The organism is Serratia sp. ID 25-353 (genome assembly GCF_054792795.1).
In genome coordinates this window covers 595125-609957 of record NZ_CM139236.1, presented here as the reverse complement: position 1 = coordinate 609957, position 14833 = coordinate 595125, and the positions used below count along the sequence as shown (strand labels likewise).

At 60.8% G+C, this 14833-nt stretch carries 15 protein-coding genes; 8 read left to right on the top strand and 7 right to left on the bottom strand.

The genetic code is table 11. The features are described 5' to 3' along the window. Positions 1-44: 44 nt before the first annotated feature. A complete protein-coding gene (mltB, locus tag ACYF6X_RS02855) occupies positions 45-1133 on the bottom strand; it encodes a lytic murein transglycosylase B (protein ID WP_063988930.1) in 1089 nt (362 codons plus the stop codon). Between the two features lie 285 nt (positions 1134-1418). Here mltB and ACYF6X_RS02850 point away from each other — a divergent pair, with 285 nt between their 5' ends. The 3 genes from ACYF6X_RS02850 to ypdK all read left to right on the top strand — a co-directional run bounded on the left by ACYF6X_RS02850 (position 1419) and on the right by ypdK (position 3024). Next, entirely contained in the window at positions 1419-1871 is a 453-nt protein-coding gene (locus tag ACYF6X_RS02850; protein WP_130017806.1) for a DUF805 domain-containing protein, read from the top strand. Positions 1872-1954: 83 nt separating this feature from the next. After that, positions 1955-2392, top strand: a complete 438-nt coding sequence (locus tag ACYF6X_RS02845; protein WP_130017805.1) for a type II toxin-antitoxin system HicB family antitoxin — start codon at positions 1955-1957, stop codon at positions 2390-2392. A 557-nt stretch (positions 2393-2949) separates the two neighbouring features. Then, positions 2950-3024 carry a membrane protein YpdK gene (gene ypdK, locus ACYF6X_RS02840; RefSeq protein ID WP_099782600.1) on the top strand — a complete coding sequence of 25 codons (75 nt, stop codon included), beginning with the start codon at positions 2950-2952 and terminating at the stop codon, positions 3022-3024. A 66-nt stretch (positions 3025-3090) separates the two neighbouring features. On the opposite strand, the gene ACYF6X_RS02835 is transcribed toward ypdK, so the two are convergent. The 3 genes from ACYF6X_RS02835 to ACYF6X_RS02825 all read right to left on the bottom strand — a co-directional run bounded on the left by ACYF6X_RS02835 (position 3091) and on the right by ACYF6X_RS02825 (position 5613). After that, the gene (locus ACYF6X_RS02835) at positions 3091-3615 is read right to left on the bottom strand and encodes a cytochrome b (RefSeq protein WP_130017804.1); all 525 of its coding nucleotides are present in this window, start codon (positions 3613-3615) and stop codon (positions 3091-3093) included. A 109-nt stretch (positions 3616-3724) separates the two neighbouring features. After that, entirely contained in the window at positions 3725-4954 is a 1230-nt protein-coding gene (gene alaC / locus ACYF6X_RS02830; RefSeq protein ID WP_033648107.1) for an alanine transaminase, read from the bottom strand. Positions 4955-5073: 119 nt separating this feature from the next. Further along, on the bottom strand, positions 5074-5613 hold the full coding sequence (locus ACYF6X_RS02825; RefSeq protein WP_130017803.1) for a GNAT family N-acetyltransferase: 540 nt from the start codon (positions 5611-5613) through the stop codon (positions 5074-5076). 168 nt (positions 5614-5781) lie between these two features. On the opposite strand from ACYF6X_RS02825, the gene ACYF6X_RS02820 reads away from it, so the two are divergent. From ACYF6X_RS02820 to ACYF6X_RS02810, 3 genes are all read left to right on the top strand, one after another. Continuing rightward, positions 5782-7026: a DUF1479 domain-containing protein gene (locus ACYF6X_RS02820; protein ID WP_130017802.1), complete on the top strand. Its 1245-nt coding sequence runs from the start codon at positions 5782-5784 to the stop codon at positions 7024-7026. A gap of 99 nt (positions 7027-7125) precedes the next feature. After that, positions 7126-8817, top strand: a complete 1692-nt coding sequence (locus ACYF6X_RS02815; RefSeq protein WP_063988924.1) for a sensor histidine kinase — start codon at positions 7126-7128, stop codon at positions 8815-8817. Next, positions 8814-9548 (top strand): LytR/AlgR family response regulator transcription factor, encoded by a 735-nt coding sequence (locus tag ACYF6X_RS02810; RefSeq protein ID WP_063988923.1) that lies wholly within the window; start codon positions 8814-8816, stop codon positions 9546-9548. Before ACYF6X_RS02815 ends, ACYF6X_RS02810 begins: the two co-directional genes overlap by 4 nt. Positions 9549-9552: 4 nt before the next feature. On the opposite strand, the gene ACYF6X_RS02805 is transcribed toward ACYF6X_RS02810, so the two are convergent. After that, positions 9553-9885, bottom strand: a complete 333-nt coding sequence (locus ACYF6X_RS02805; protein ID WP_025303752.1) for a DUF2502 domain-containing protein — start codon at positions 9883-9885, stop codon at positions 9553-9555. A 397-nt stretch (positions 9886-10282) separates the two neighbouring features. On the opposite strand from ACYF6X_RS02805, the gene ACYF6X_RS02800 reads away from it, so the two are divergent. Beyond that, positions 10283-11512, top strand: coding sequence for an L-lactate MFS transporter (locus tag ACYF6X_RS02800; RefSeq protein WP_063988921.1), 1230 nt, complete (start codon positions 10283-10285; stop codon positions 11510-11512). 69 nt (positions 11513-11581) lie between these two features. Here ACYF6X_RS02800 and glk read toward each other — a convergent pair whose 3' ends face one another. Next, entirely contained in the window at positions 11582-12544 is a 963-nt protein-coding gene (gene glk, locus ACYF6X_RS02795) for a glucokinase (protein ID WP_107227574.1), read from the bottom strand. Positions 12545-12854: 310 nt separating this feature from the next. Here glk and ACYF6X_RS02790 point away from each other — a divergent pair, with 310 nt between their 5' ends. Further along, on the top strand, positions 12855-14102 hold the full coding sequence (locus ACYF6X_RS02790; RefSeq protein WP_063988919.1) for an ion channel protein: 1248 nt from the start codon (positions 12855-12857) through the stop codon (positions 14100-14102). On the opposite strand, the gene ACYF6X_RS02785 is transcribed toward ACYF6X_RS02790, so the two are convergent. Further along, positions 14099-14791, bottom strand: a complete 693-nt coding sequence (locus tag ACYF6X_RS02785; protein WP_406880021.1) for an aspartate/glutamate racemase family protein — start codon at positions 14789-14791, stop codon at positions 14099-14101. The genes ACYF6X_RS02790 and ACYF6X_RS02785 overlap by 4 nt on opposite strands. Positions 14792-14833 lie beyond the last annotated feature (42 nt).

The window sequence follows — 14833 nt, the reverse complement described above, 5'->3', positions numbered from 1 at the left end:
AAAAAGGCCGCGCAAGCGGCCTTTTTCGTTGATAGAAGCAGCGGTCAGAAGCCGCCGCGCGCCGCGCGCCCTACCGCTTCGCCCAGCTGCCATACCGCCATGGCGTAATGGGTGCTGTGGTTATAGCGGGTGATAGTGTAGAAGTTCGGCAGGCCGTACCAATACTGGTAGCCGGTGCCGACGTCCAGCCGCAGCAGGCTGGCTTCCTGATTATCGCCGAGCGAACCCTGCGGGCTTAGGCCGGCTTCCGCCAGCGCGGCGACCGAGTAGCGGGTCTTGAAGCCGTTTTCCAACCCCGGCGCCTGGCCGTTGGCCTGAATCGCGACCGGCTCGCCTTTGGACCAACCGTGCGCCTTGAAGTAATTGGCCACGCTGCCGATGGCATCGACCGGATCCCACAGGTTGATATGACCATCACCGTTGAAGTCGACCGCATAGCTCTTGAAGGAAGATGGCATGAACTGCCCATAGCCCATCGCGCCGGCGAAGGAGCCGCGCAGTTCGAGCGGATCGTCGCCTTCGGTGCGCGACATCAGCAGGAAGGTTTCCAGCTCACCGGCGAAGTAATCGGCGCGGCGTGGGTAGTCAAAGGCCAGCGTCGCCAGCGCATCGATAATGCGGGTTTTACCCATTACGCGGCCCCAGCGGGTCTCCACGCCGATAATCCCCACGATGATCTCCGGCGGCACGCCGTATACCTGCCAGGCACGCTGCAGCGCATCCTGATATTGATTCCAGAACACCACGCCGTTTTGCACGTTATCCGGCGTGATGAACTTGTTGCGGTAGCGCAGCCAGGAACCGTTCGGCCCGGTTGGCCCCTGGGTAGACGGCGTCGGCGCCTGCCTGTCCATCAGCCGCAGCACCGAATCCAGGCGCCGTGCCTGCGCCAGCACATCGTGCAGCTGCTGCCGATCAAAGCCGTGTTCCTGTACCATCTTATCGATAAAGCGGGCGGTATTCGGGTTATTGGCGAAGTCTCCACCCAGCGGCGCGCCGCTGTGCGCCGGGCTCAGCAAAAAGCCGCCCTTTACCGGGGTGCCCTGCGGCGTAGCGGTGGGACTGGGTTTCGGCGTGCTGCTACAGGCAGCAAGCAAGGTAATCAGCGGTAAAAGCGCAACCAGGTGACGCATCGGATATCCATATAGCCATGCAAGAGATAAGTGGGAGTTATGTTAATGCATTGTTCAACGCGAACAAACAGGATTATGCCGCCAATTACCGCGTCAGGTAGCCAAACGTGCCAAATTGTGACGTTTTGCACGGAGAAAGGACACCCGGTGCGGCCGCGCGGAATCTCAACCGCGACTAAATGAGAAAAACTATCACCTTGACGTCCCCTTTTACCCCGATAAAATGCCCGGCTGCTTGCCATTCGGCCACCGCCGGGCGGCCAATGATGACGACAACGGACTGTGATGGAATCTCTCGGACAACTCGCCAAAGACCTTTATCGTGGGCGCATCTCGCGCAAACCCTTTGTTTTCTCGCTGGCGATCTTCGCCGTTGGCATCGTGCTGCTGTCGTTTCTGTCGACCTATCTGGATAAAAACCATTTTCGCGCCCATGCGCACGGCGATACCGAGGAATTTGTCTCGGTGTTGCTGTATCTACTGTGCATCATGGTGTGGGCGCTGTTCTGTTTTGGCCTGGTGGCGTGGTTTATGGCCAAAACCGCGTTTCGGCTCAACGATATCGGCCTGCCGGGTTGGGCGCTGGCCGTGGCGTGCTATGTTTGCTCGGTGCTCAACAACTACTCCCCCGGCCCGGTGGCGCGCTGGCTGCCGCTGTTCAGCCTGGCCGTCATGATCTGCGCCCTGCTGTTGCCGCCCGACGGGCTGCGCCGCAAGCCGCGTGAACATGCCGATTGAGCGCCATTCCGCTCAAAGCTATGGCTATCCGCCGGCCGCGCCGTCACAATAGCGCCTCATTCAGGCTTCAATCAGGGATTGCCATGTACAGCCACTACCCCGCCCATTACACCTTCGATAGCGACAGCGACGCCTGGCAGATCGGTTTCCACGACTTCCCCGAGTGGCAATCGGCCAGCTATAAACGCGAAGACGTCGAGCTGGAAGCGCAGGAAAGCCTGCTGGCCGCCATTGCCACCGCGATGGACGAAGGGCTGCCTCTGCCAGCCCCTTCCCCTCTGCAAACCGATGACTTGAGGGTACACCTGCCGGCGCTGGTGGCACTGAAGATCGAACTGCACAACGCCATGCTGCGCAAAAACACCGGCAAAGCGGAGCTGGCACGCAAGCTGGGATTCAACGGCGGGCAAATGGAGCGGTTGCTGGATCTCGGCTACGCCTCGAAGGTTGAGGCGTTGGAGCAGGCGCTGTATCTGCTGGGCTACGAAGTGCGCGTGACAATAAGCGAAGTTTGCCAATAAGTTAGCGGCAGGTAAGCGAAATATTATCCGATGGGGCTAAATTTTCCCCATTGTGCGCCGATATGATCGTTACCTAATCACTTGTCGCAACAACGAAGGCTAAAAATGGAGTGGAGTCGCCGTCATATTTGGGCCGTTATTCTGCTGTCTTGTCTCGTTTTTTGGGCCATTTTGGTGACCGGCATCAACGCCGTCGCTTGAGCACCGGCTACCGCATTGCAATACCCCGATTTTAAAACCCGCAGCGGCAGGCTACTTCCTGTCGCTTGCCCATAAAAAGCGTTATAAAACAGTCTGCACTGTGCAAAAGACAGCCGAAAATTGTGATCAAAAACACAGTATTGAAATCAGACCAGTATTGAGAGTACATTAGCGCCGATCCTGTCGCGGTTCGGATTTTACCTCACGGAGCATGAGGCGCGACAACCGGACAACCCGCGCTCGAGGACGTTGTTCTTTCGCTTGGAAGAATCCGCCCGACAAGCAGGTTGCCCATAAAATACTCAGCACAACAATCGGGATCATTGCTGGCGAGGACTCCAGACAGGAGTTGTTCAGTGAAATATTTTTTGATGGGCGTGTCATTCATGCTGGTTGCCTGGGTTGGCACCTTCATGTTGATGGTTGCCTGACAGCAGCCTGACCAGGAACACAGCCAAAGGGACGCGCAAGCGTCCCTTTGTCGTTTCGGCTAGCGATCATTTGCCCGGCATCATGCGGCGCAGGGTGTCGTCCTTGCGCAGATAGTGGTGATACAGCGCCGCCAGCGCATGCGCGCCAATGATAAAGTAGCCAACGTTTGCCAGCGCCTCATGAACCGTTTTGACCAGCCGGCGCATCACCGGATCCGGCGTCACCCACTGCGGCACCGGCCAGCCCAGCAAAGACCACGATTTGCCGCCATAGGCCAGGGTTAACATGCCCAGCAGCGGCAACATCAGGAAGACCACGTACAGCAGCCAATGGAAAATCTTGGCGCCTACCTCCTGCCATTCTTCCAGCGGGGGCGTGGTCGGCGGCGTCGCGTGGAAAGAACGCACCGCCAACCGAATCAGCATCAGGGCAAAGACCGATACCCCAAAATTAAAGTGCAAATTTTTGACCATCGGCACCCACGCCTCCGGCACCGAATCCTTCAGCAACATCACCGAATAAGTGAGGATCACCATCAGCAAAGTCAGCCAATGTAAAACGATCTGCGATCGCGCGTAGCGGTTGCTCATACACTCTGTCCAAAAATAAAACCCAGCGTAGTCGAGCATAATGGGGAAATAATGAAGAAAACCTTGGGACGGCAAAAATAAGGCCGGGCGAACGCCCGGCCTGACAGGATTATTTGGCGCTGCCCGCCTTGCCCGGCTTCAGCAGCCCATCCGCGCGGAACATCGCCTTGATGCCGCGCACCGCCTGGCGGATACGGTCCTGGTTCTCGATCAGCGCGAAGCGCACGTGGGTATCGCCGTAGTCACCGAAGCCGATGCCCGGCGAGACGCAGACCTTGGCTTCCGCCAGCAGGCGTTTGGCGAACTCCAGCGAACCGAGGTGGGCATAAGGCTCGGGAATTTTCGCCCACACGTACATCGACGCCTTCGGATTTTCCACCATCCAGCCGGCCTCGTGCAGCCCCTTCACCAACACGTTGCGGCGCTGCCGATACTGCTCGGCGATATCGCGCACGCACTGCTGATCGCCTTCCAGCGCGGCGATGGCCGCCACCTGCAGCGGCGTAAAGGTGCCGTAGTCGTGATAGCTCTTGATGCGCGCCAGCGCGCTGACCAATTCGGGGTTGCCGACCATGAACCCGATGCGCCAACCGGCCATGTTGTAACTTTTCGACAGGGTGAAGAACTCCACCGCAATGTCTTTTGCCCCCGGCACCTGCATGATCGACGGCGCTTGCCAGCCGTCATAGACGATATCGGCATAGGCCAGATCGTGGATCACCAGCACGTTGTACTGCTTGGCCAGCGCCACCACCCGCTCGAAGAAATCCAGCTCCACGCACTGCGCGGTCGGGTTGGACGGGAAGCCGAGGATCATCATTTTCGGACGCGGAATGGTTTCCCGAATGGCGCGCTCCAGCTCACCGAAGAAATCCACGCCGTCCACCAGCGGCACCGAACGCACCTGAGCGCCGGCGATCACCGCGCCGTAAATGTGGATCGGATAGCTGGGGTTCGGCACCAGTACGGTATCGCCGTGATCGAGGGTCGCCAGCATCAGGTGTGCCAGCCCCTCTTTCGAACCGATAGTGACGATGGCTTCGCTTTCCGGATCGATATCCACCTGATAACGATCGGCATACCAGCGCGAAATGGCACGGCGCAGGCGCGGAATGCCGCGCGAGGTGGAATAACCGTGGGTGTCGTCTCGCTGGGCGACGGCGCACAGTTTTTCCACGATGTGCGGCGGCGTCGGGCCGTCGGGGTTACCCATGCTGAAGTCGATAATATCCTCGCCGCGACGGCGTGCGGCCATCTTCAGTTCGGCGGTGATGTTGAATACGTAAGGGGGAAGACGTTCAATGCGCGTAAAACGGCGCTGTGGACTGTTATCAGCCATAGGGGATTCCTCGATAGACGTTAGCGCCCGGACCGTCCGAGCGACGCTGGCCAGCGAACTGACCGAATATCGAACATAGCGCAGCGCCGACGAGCTTGTCGATACCCGGCGCGATATTTTTATTTGCCGCCCTGAAACTCCGCCGCCAGCAGCCCGAACAGCCAGTCGTCGCACCACTGCCCCGCCAGACGGAAGTTATCGCGCAGCGTGCCTTCCAGCTGAAAGCCGCACGACTCCAGCAGGCCGCGCGAGGCGAGATTGCCCGCGGTCACGGTGGCGGTCAGCTTGTGAAAGCCGCAGGCGTTCACCGCAAAATCCAGCACCGCCCGCAGCGACTCCTTGCCATAGCCCTTGCCCTGCCCGGCAGGCAAGCTCCCGTATCCCACTTCCGCCTGCCGATACGGCACCCACTGCGGGCGAAAACCGGTAATGCCCACCGCCTCTCCACTGTGCTTCTCACGCATCACCAGGCACAGCCACTGCTCGCCGTGTTTGTCCCAGGCCGGCAGCCGCTCCTCGAACCGGGCGCGGATCTCCGCTTCGCTGCGCGGATCGGAGATGTAACGGATCACCTCGGGATCTTGGTACAGGCGCAGAAACAGCGGCCAATCCTCGGCGGTTATCGACTGTAAGTGCAGACGTTCAGTGACCAGCTTCATAAAATCTCCGAAAAACGAAAAAGAGGAATTTACGAATGAAAGATATCTCTTTATTTTCCCTGATTGGTTGCCGATAATCATTCACGTTAAAACCACAAAACCATAACGTCTTGCCCGATTCCCTACAACCGCTCGCCGCAGTCACTCACGCGGCACGAGGAGAACACCATGGCCTCTTTAGTCATCGACGATATTCCGCAGACGATCGCTAACGTCAAACGCCAGCTGCGCCAGGCATTGCCGAACTACCGCGACGTGTTTCTGGCGCTGGAAGAGAACATCCGCGGCCAGGTCGAACAGATCCGCCGCGAGCTGGCCGCCGGCCACAATCCGGTGCCGCAGATCGACGCGGAAGATATCCTGCAGCAGCGCGTCAACGAGCAGCAGATAGCGCTGATCAAACAGCGCGGTGCCTGCGCCATTCGCGGCGTGTTTCCCCGCGCCAAGGCCGAGGGCTGGAACCGGGAAATCGGCGACTACCTTGAGCGCAACAACTTCGTCGAGCGGTTGAAAAATGCCGCCGAAGACAACTATTTCGGTAAGCTGGCTGCAAGCAAACCGCAGATCTACGGCATCTATTGGTCGAAACCGCAGGTCGAAGCGCGGCAGGACGCGCGCATGCATGCGGTGCAGGTGTTTCTCAACAGCCTGTGGGCTACCGAGAGCAACGGCAAACAGCATTTCGATCCGACCCGCGTCGCCACCTACGCCGATCGCACCCGCCGCCGCCCGCCAAACTCCTCGTCGCTGGGCCTGTCGCCGCACGTCGACAGCGGCACCATCGAGCGCTGGCTGGACGAAAACTTCCGCTATGTGTATCGCCACGTTTTCTCCGGCGACTGGCAGCAGTACGACCCCTTCGCCGCCGACGGCCGCACCGAGGTGCGCGAGATAGCCTCCCCGGCGGTCTGCTCGATGTTCCGCACCTTCCAGGGCTGGACGGCGCTGACGCCGCAGCGCACCAACGCCGGCACGCTGAACCTGGTGCCTATCGCCAACGCCATGGCCTATGTGCTGCTGCGCGCGCTGCAGGACGACGTCGCCGACGACGATCTGTGCGATGCGGCGCCGGGCCGCGCGCTGTCGATATCGGAAAAATGGCATCCCCTTTTGTTAAGTGGGATTTCCCCTATTCCCGATCTGGAGCCGGGCGACACGGTCTTTTGGCACTGCGACGTGATCCACGCGGTGGAGAACGAGCATAACGGCGAGTTCGACAGCAACGTGATGTACATCGCCGCCGCGCCGGGCTGCGAGAAAAACGATGCCTATCTGCAGCGCCAGCTGCCGAGCTTTATCGACGGCAGAACGCCGCCGGACTTCGCCCCCGACGACTTCGAGGTGGATTTCGACGGCCGCGCCACCGCCGGCCTGCTGACGCCGCTGGGCAAAACGCAGCTCGGCATGGGCTGATCCCCCGCCCGTGGCGCACGCCACGGGCCCCTTTCGCTGTGGTATACTGCCGCCATCCGTAGGCCGCAGCGAGAACCCGTCGTGCACCCTTTTTTTGAAATGCTGTTGGCGGTGTTTGATCGCGCCGCGCTGATGTTGATCTGTCTGTTTTTCCTGACCCGCACCCGGCTGTTCCGCCAATTGCTGCAAAAAGAAGACCATACGCCGCTCGAGCTCGGCATCGTCACGGCGATCTTCTCGCTGTTCGCGCTGTTCAGCACCTACTCCGGCATCAACGTCGAAGGGTCTCTGGTTAACGTGCGCGTCATTGCCATCATGGCCGGCGGTATCCTGTTCGGCCCCTGGGTGGGAATCGTCACCGGCATCGTCGCCGGGCTGCACCGCTATCTGATCGACATCGGCGGCATCACCTCGGTGCCTTGTCTTATCACCAGCATCATCGCCGGCATCAGCGCCGGTTACATCAACCTCAAGGTGAAAAAAGAGCAGCGCTGGCGCGCCGGCATCGTCGGCGGCATGCTGTGCGAATCCCTCACCATGCTGCTGATCGTGCTGTGGGCCAAGCCGACCGAGCTCGGGCTGGACATCGTGTCGCAGATCGCCCTGCCGATGATCCTCGGCACGGTGTGCATCGGCCTGATCGTGCTGCTGGTACAGAGCGTCGAGGATGAAAAAGAGGTGATCGCCGCGCGCCAGGCCAAGCTGGCGCTGGATATCGCCCACAAGACGCTGCCCTATTTCCGCAACATCAACAGCGAATCGCTGGCCACCATCTGCGATATCATCCGCCAGGACATCCGTGCCGACGCGGTGGCGATCACCGATACCCATCAGGTGCTGGCTTACGTGGGCGTAGGGCGCGAAGCTTACCCGATCGGCCGCGAAGGGCTGAGCCGCGTCACCCGCGAAAGCATTCGCCACGGCAAAATCATCATCAAGAACAACCTGGAAAACCCGGCCGCGCCGCAGATCCACTCGCAGCTGGTGGTGCCGCTGTGGGAAAAAGGCGAAGTGACCGGCGCGCTGAAAATCTACTACTGCCACGCTCACCAGATCACCAACACGCTGAAGGTGATGGCGGTCGGGCTGTCGCAGATCATCTCCACGCAGATGGAGGTTTCCCGCATCGAGCACCTGCGCCAGATGGCGGACAAGGCCGAAATGCGCGCGCTACAGAGCAAGATTAACCCGCACTTCCTGTTCAACGCGCTGAACGCCATCTCTTCCTCTATTCGCCTGAATCCGGACACCGCGCGCCAGTTGATCATTAACCTGTCGCGCTACCTGCGCTACAACCTGGAGCTGAACGACGAACTGATCGATATCCGCAAGGAGCTGCATCAGATTCAGGACTATATCGCCATCGAACAGGCACGCTTCGGTGCCAAGCTGACGGTGATTTACGACATCGATGACGACGTCTCGGTGCGTATTCCCAGCCTGCTGATCCAGCCGCTGGTGGAGAACGCCATCGTGCACGGCATCCAGCCCTGCAAAGGGAAAGGGGTGGTGGTGATCGCGGTGAAAGATCAGGGCGACCGAGTGAAGATTTCGGTAAAGGATACCGGTAACGGCATCAACCAGGACACCATCGACCGGGTGGCACGCAACGAAATGCCAGGCCACAATATCGGCCTGCTCAACGTGCATCACCGCGTGTCGCTGCTGTACGGTGAAGGGCTGCATATCCGCCGCCTGGAGCCGGGCACCGAAATCGCGTTCTACATCAGCAAAAACGGCGGCAAGCTGCATCAGGAACCGAGCGCGCCGCCGGTCGGGGAGGCCTCATGAAAGCCATCATCGTGGAAGACGAATTCCTCGCGCAGGAAGAACTCAGCTACCTGATCAAGAAACACAGCAATATCGATATCGTCGCCACCTTCGAGGACGGCCTCGACGTCCTGAAATACCTGCAAACCCACCAGGTCGACGCCATTTTCCTCGACATCAACATCCCGTCACTGGACGGCGTGCTGCTGGCGCAAAACATCAGCAAGTTCGCGCATCGCCCGTCGATCGTGTTCATCACCGCCTATAAAGAGCACGCGGTGGAAGCGTTCGAGATCGAGGCGTTCGACTACATCCTCAAGCCCTATCACGAGGCGCGCATCGTCACCATGCTGCAAAAGCTGGAGGCGCTGCATCATCGCCCCGCCGGCGCGGCGGAACCGACCAGCGCGCCGGGCCGCGGCAGCCACAGCATCAACCTGATCAAAGACGAGCGGATCATCGTTACCGACATCAACGACATCTACTACGCCGCCGCCGATGAAAAGGTGACGCGGGTCTATACCCGCCGGGAAGAGTTCGTGATGCCGATGAACATCACCGAGTTTTACAGCCGGCTGCCGGAAGCGCATTTCTTCCGCTGCCACCGCTCTTACTGCGTTAACCTGGCGAAGATCCGCGAGATCGTGCCCTGGTTCAACAATACCTACATTCTGCGGCTGAGCGATCTTGAGTTTGAAGTGCCGGTCAGCCGCAGCAAGGTGAAAGAGTTTCGCAAGCTGATGCGCCTGTAAGCGCTTACCAGCGCGGGCCCGGACGGTAGTAATAGCCGGGCGGCGGCGGTGGCGGCATGCGGTAATGCGGCCGATCTCGCCAGTCACGCCGCGGCGGCCCGTAGTAAATTACCCGTGGCGGCGGGCCATAATAGTACCCGCGCGGGCGTTCATACCGGTGATGATCGGCCCACCAGCGCGGATCGCGCCAACGATAGCCGTCCCAGTAGTGGCCACGATTATCGCGATCGCCGATATGCAACGACAGGCCCGGCACGTTCACGCCGATGGACACGTCGGCCTGGCTCGCCAGCGGCAGCGCCAGCAGCGCGGCCAGTAACAACAGCGTTTTTTTCATTTCATGGACTCCTGCAGAGCGGACCTCGTCCGATCGCAGATAACATAGTCCCGCGCTTGCCGCCGCTCTATAGGCGCAATGCCGATTTACGCCTTTCAGACGCATCCTTCACAATTTCACCACAATCGTTCACCGATGATTAACAATAAATCGTTGATATCTTTGATGTAGATCACGTGCTACCCCCGGCATTTCACGCGCTTTTCGGCGCTAAAACGGCAACTCACGCCGTATAACATGCATTTCATTCCTTCCGTCGTGCAACTCATTCCCGATCCGCCGCCCGCCGGGGGTGCCGGCCATATAATAAGCCCATACCGCGGGAACACAGCTTCACCCCGCAAATTTCAGCCAGCGGCTCACGCCCGGCAACGCACACACAGGAAGGAGACCGGCCATGAACACCAAACCGGCAAATCGCAGCTTAATCGTTCTCGGCACCATCATCTGTCAGATGGGTCTGGGCACCATCTACACCTGGAGCCTGTTCAACCAGCCGCTGGTCGACAAGTTCCACTGGGGGCTGGCGGACGTCGCCACCACCTTCTCCATCACCAGTTTCTTCCTGGCCTTCGCCACGCTGTTCGCCGGCAAGCTGCAAGAGCGCTTCGGCATCCGCAACCTGACGCTGTGTTCCGGCATTCTGGTCGGCCTGGGCCTTATCGCCAGCGCCCACGTCAGCTCGCTCGACATGATCTACCTGCTGGCCGGCGTGGTGGTGGGCTTTGCGGTCGGTATCGCCTACATCTCCACCCTGTCCAACCTGATTAAGTGGTTCCCGGCCAACAAAGGCCTGATTTCCGGCATCTCCGTCGGCGCCTTCGGCAGCGGCAGCCTGCTGTTCAAATACGTCAACGCCGCCCTGATCGCCGACGTCGGCGTTTCCGGCGCCTTCTTCTACTGGGGCGCCATCGTGATGGGCCTGATCGTCGTCGGCTCCCTGTTGCTGAAAGAGCCGGTGCTGGCGACCAATGCCGCACAGCAAGGCGCCAACGGGCTGGGCAACGACTACAGTGTGCGTCAGATGCTGGCCACCAAAGAAGCCTATCTGCTGTTCACCATCTTCTTCGCTGCCTGCATGAGCGGCCTGTACCTGATTGGCATCGTGAAAGACATGGGCGTTCAGCTGGCCGGGATGGATTTGGCCACTGCCGCCAACACCGTGTCCGCCGTCGCCATCTTCAACACCGCCGGCCGCATCATCCTGGGCACGCTGTCCGATAAAGTGGGCCGTATGCGCGTCATCAGCTTCACCATGCTGGTTACCGTGCTGGCGATTGTCGCGCTGAGCTTCATGACCCTGAACCACACGCTGTTCTTCATCTGCGTCGGCGCGGTGGCCTTCTGCTTCGGCGGCAACATCACCGTGTTCCCGGCGATTGTCGGCGACTTCTTCGGCCTGAAGAACCACAGCAAGAACTACGGCATCATCTACCAGGGCTTCGGCCTGGGTGCGCTGGCCGGTTCGTTCGTCGCCAAATACTTCGGCGGCTTCCACGCCACCTTCATGGTGATTGGCGTTCTGTCCGCCGCCTCTCTGCTGATTACGCTGTTCATCAAAGCGCCGAAAGCGGTAGAAACGGAAACAGCGGAAACCGCCCAGACGGCGGAGCTGGCCAAAGCCTGATACCCCGCGAAAACGACAAGGGGCGCAACCTGTGGGTTGCGCCCCTTTTTTATTGCCCCGCTCCTGAGCTTACAGGTGCATGCCCAGCGTCTGGCGCAGATGCGCACCGGCACCCAGCAGGCCCGGCTGGCCGTGCGTTATCATGAACACCGGGATTTCGCGCACATAATCGCGGAAGCGCCCCTTGTCTTCGAAAGCGGCGCGGAAACCCGAGGCCTTGAAGAATTCCATAAAGCGCGGCACGATGCCGCCGGCGATGTACACGCCGCCGAAGGTGCCCAGATTCAGCGCCAGGTTGCCACCGAAGCGCCCCATGATCACGCAAAACAGCGACAGCGCGCGGCGGCAGTCGATGCAGCTGTCTGCCAGCGCCCGCTCGGTGATGTCCTTCGGCTCCCATTTTTCCGGCAGGCGGTTATCCGCCTTGACGATGGCGCGATACAGGTTGACCAGGCCCGGCCCGGACAGCACGCGCTCGGCGGAAACGTGCCCCACTTCCGCGCGCAGCACCTCCAGAATGATGTCTTCTTCTTCGCTGTTCGGCGCGAAATCGACATGGCCGCCTTCGCCCGGCAGGCTGACCCAGCGGCGACCGACGTGCACCAGGTGGGCAACACCCAGCCCGGTGCCGGCGCCATACACCGCGATCGGTTTGCCCGGTTGCGCATCGCCGCCGCCAAACTGCAGCACGTCATCCGGCGAAAGCATCGGGATCGCCATCGAGACGGCGGTGAAATCGTTGATCACTTCCAGATGGCTCAGCCCCAGGCTGGCCTTCATCGCTTGGATCGAGAACGCCCAGCTGTGGTTGGTCATCGCCACCCAGTCTTCGGTCACCGGGCAGGCAATCGCGATACAGGCGTCCTGCACCTCGATATCGCACGCTTTCAGGTAGTGGCGGATCACCGCCTCCAGGCTGTCGAACTCCAGGCCGGAATAGGTTTTCGCCTGGGTAATTTCACCCGTCGCAACAGTGCACAACGCCAGGCGGGCATTGGTGCCGCCAACATCACCCACGAGGGCATAGGTCATTGATTTCGTCTCCGCAAAATGAAAAATAAAAAGCTGCCCACACTGTAAAATCCTGCTGCAAAAACAACAATCACCCGCCTCGGATCTGCGCCCCAATAGCGATCCGGATCACAAAAAACGTTTCAGCTGGCCTGCGACGCCGCGATTTGAAACAAATTGCGGCAAAAAACGCCCCCCGACAACTGTTAACCGTCATCGGCGCCGGGCAATATCAATGCGTGCCTGCACGCCGATAGTCTGGCAAGCTGTGGCCACTGCCCAACCACCCGCTCTCCCAGCCCTGCCGGGAGGCATCGACAAAGGATTATCCATGCTGCATCCGCGCGCCAATGCCATGTTGGCCTTTGCTTTGCCTGCGCTGATTATCGGTTCCGCCTCCAGTCTGGTGCTGCTGCTGGTGATGAAAGTCGCCGCCGCGCTGCAGCAATGGCTGTGGGTAACGCTGCCCGATGCGCTGAGCCTGGACGCCCAGTCGCCCTGGTGGTCGGTCGCGATGCTGACGCTGACCGGCGTGGCGGTCGGCCTTATCGTGCGCTATATGCCGGGCCACGCCGGGCCGGACCCGGCGACGGAATCGCTGATCGGTATGCCGCTGCCGCTCTCCGCCCTGCCGGGGCTGGGGTTGGCGCTGATCGTCGGCCTGGCCGGCGGTGTCAGCCTGGGGCCGGAGAACCCAATCACCGCCATCAATATCGCGCTGGTAGCGGCCGCCGGTGCGCGCCTGCTGCCGAAGGTGCCGCGCATGGACTGGATCATCCTGGCGGCTGCGGGCACCATCGGCGCGATGTTCGGCACGCCGGTCGCCGCCGCGCTGATCTTCTCGCAAACCCTGGCAGGCAATAACGAAACGCCGTTGTGGGATCGGCTGTTCGCCCCGCTGGTCGCCGCCGCCGCCGGCGCGGTCACCACCCAGATGTTCTTCGTGCCCAATTTCGCCCTGCAGCTCGACGCCTATGACGTGACGCGGCTGCCGGACATCTTCAGCGGCGCCATCGTAGCGCTGATCGCCATCGCGCTCGGCATGGTGGCGCTGTGGTGCTTCCCGCACGTTCACCGCCTGTTCCATTCGATGAAGAATCCGGTGTTGATGTTAGGGCTGGGTGGCTTTGTGCTAGGCCTGCTGGCGCTGGTGGGCGGAGAGATTACCCTGTTTAAAGGGCTGGATGAGATGAAGCGCCTCGCGGCAGACGACGGCTATTCCGTGCCGGCGCTGTTGACCATTACCCTGACCAAGCTGGCGGCGCTGGTGATCGCCGCCGCCAGCGGCTTTCGCGGCGGGCGCATCTTCCCGGCGGTGTTCGTCGGCGTGGCGCTGGGGCTGATGCTGCACCAGCACGTTCCCGCAGTGCCGGCGGCGATCACCGTCTCCTGCGCCATCATGGGGCTGGTGCTGGTGGTCACGCGCGACGGCTGGCTCAGCCTGTTCATGGCGGTGGCGGTGGTGCCGGATCTGCATCTGCTGCCGGTGCTGTGCATCGTGATGCTGCCCGCCTGGCTGGCGCTGGCGGGCAAACCGCTGATGCTGGTGAATCGCCGGCAGCCGCCGCACGACGATTAGGCCAACGCGAACGCCGCGGCGGCGCGGGCGTGGATCGCGGTGGTGTCGAACACCGGCACCGACGCATCCCGCTCGCTCACCAGCAAGCCTATTTCGGTGCAGCCGAAAATAATCCCCTGCGCGCCCTGCTGCTCCAAATCGCTGATGATCCGGCGATACTCGTCGCGCGAGGCGTCGCGAATTTTACCCAGGCACAGTTCGTCATAGATGATGCGGTGTACGATGTCGCGATCGGCGCTGACCGGCGTCACCACGTCGATGCCGTGCAATTCCTGCAGGCGGCCGCGATAGAAAGTCTGCTCCATGGTAAAGCGTGTGCCCAGCAGCCCGACGCGGCGTATGTTTTTTTCCTGCACCTGCAGCGCCGTGGCATCGGCGATGTGAATCAGCGGCAGGCCGCTGGCCTGCTCGACCGCCTCCGCCACCTTGTGCATGGTGTTGGTGCAGATCACGATAGCTTCGGCGCCGGCGGCGCGCAAAGCCACCGCGGCGGCGGCCAGCAATCGGCCGGCGCCGTCCCAATCGCCTTGGTGCTGCAAGCGTTCAACCTCTTGAAAATCGACGCTGTAGAGCACGATTTTGGCCGAATGCAGCCCACCGAGGCGCACCTTTACCTGCTCGTTGATGGTGCGGTAATAAGGAATGGTGGATTCCCAGCTCATGCCACCCAGCAAGCCCAACACTTTCATCATTCGTTCCTCAGCATTTCCGACGATCCTCTGACCTTACCT